We start from the raw sequence: 1491 nt of genomic DNA on the forward strand, positions 1-1491 counted from the left end.
GTTCGGAATACTGACCACCTGCATTCCCTCAACACCAAGGGTTTTTGCATCCGCAATCACCGTCGCACCGAGGGCTGCATGTGCCTCAGCCTGGATCTGCTCGAGTGATGATGCCCCGGCCACCCCGGTCGTCTTAAACTTCACAATGACCCGGTCAGGAGCATATTCCCGACTCTGTGCAGAAGCATTGGCGGTATTGTTACTGGCAATGCCCGCTTCATGCGTTGCCACCTGACCACTGCTGCTGCCTGCCATCACCGGCGATTGTACAATGCCCGTCGCAGGGTGACCTATTGGTGGGCCTAAAGCCGGAGAGACCGGACGTACAACCGTCGGTGGCGAAAAAGGGGCAAAAGCCCCGACAACAGGTGGCTTATCCACCGCCGGATGAGAATCTTCCATCCCAGGCACGGCCATGACCGCCTGGAAACCAATACAAAGGAAGAAACTCAGAATAATAATGAATATATATTGTCTCAGCATGATCAATCACCTCTGATTCTGTGAATGTTAATTCGCAATCATTATATATAATAATGTGGAGGCGCTTTTATTTTTATATATGAGAGGAGGAACAGAGTTGCCTATTAGGCAACACCTCAAAGTATGACTTAAAATATAGCACATCAAAATCGTAATACCTTCATCAAACCGGGTAATCCTGCCAGGATACTATGCGGGATCAAAGTCCTGAAAGAGCGGTTAGAGAGAAGACCACATGAACCATACCGTCTGTTCTCATCAGACGGTCCGATAGTACCGGATGTTTCGTTTGTGAGTACCAGTCATAATATCGATCATGCCTCATCCACTGCCACTTCAGACCAGCATAAGCCGTCACTGCACCATGATGCATCGAAATACGGGGTAGCAGAGGAGGTACCGGGCAGGAAAGAATACTGCGATAACCGGAAAATACTGTAAAAGGGAGAGAGAAGACCATTACAATGATCTATCGGGGATAGGAAGAGAGGGTCTTTGCGAAACCGGAGTTCGCGGAAAGGCCATCACGCCCCCATACAGAAGAATTTCATCATTATTTATTTACGGGATCTTCAGTTTTTCTGTGGTGTCCGTGATAGCATCGCAGATAACAACCTTGTTCTCTCCGGCAAATACTCCTGCATCATCATCAACAAACGGTGTTATCATCACCAGCCGGTCTGTCCTCTTCCCGGTTTTTCTGGAATACAGTTCCGCCTTCTTCATAAACACATAAACATCGCTTTTACTCACCGATGCCTTCAGTTCAACAAGAATGATCGTATCTCCCCGTACGATGAGATCAATGTCAATAACAGACGGATGTCCAAAGACAAAGCCCTCTGTATCGCTTATCTGATAACTACTGACTTCATTCCCGGTGTCACGAAGTATTTCAATAAGTCCGTTTCTGAACGAATTTTCAGAATCCATCCCCCATCTTCTTCCAAGACCCCCTAAGGTAAACGTGACTGTACGGGTTAACTGAACAAGTGATCTTTCGGTTTC

At 47.4% G+C, this 1491-nt stretch carries 3 protein-coding genes; all 3 read right to left on the reverse strand.

The window, feature by feature from the left end:
* Positions 1-483, reverse strand: a 483-nt coding sequence (locus tag PLA23_RS13385; protein ID WP_324475532.1) for a S8 family serine peptidase, incomplete at its 3' end; no start/stop codon positions are given.
* Between the two features lie 199 nt (positions 484-682).
* Positions 683-808, reverse strand: coding sequence for a hypothetical protein (locus PLA23_RS13390; RefSeq protein WP_324475533.1), 126 nt, complete (start codon positions 806-808; stop codon positions 683-685).
* Between the two features lie 236 nt (positions 809-1044).
* The coding region (locus PLA23_RS13395; protein WP_324475534.1) for a DUF3782 domain-containing protein at positions 1045-1491 on the reverse strand (447 nt) is incomplete at its 5' end.

Source organism: Methanospirillum sp. (assembly GCF_035406105.1).
Lineage (GTDB): Archaea > Halobacteriota > Methanomicrobia > Methanomicrobiales > Methanospirillaceae > Methanospirillum.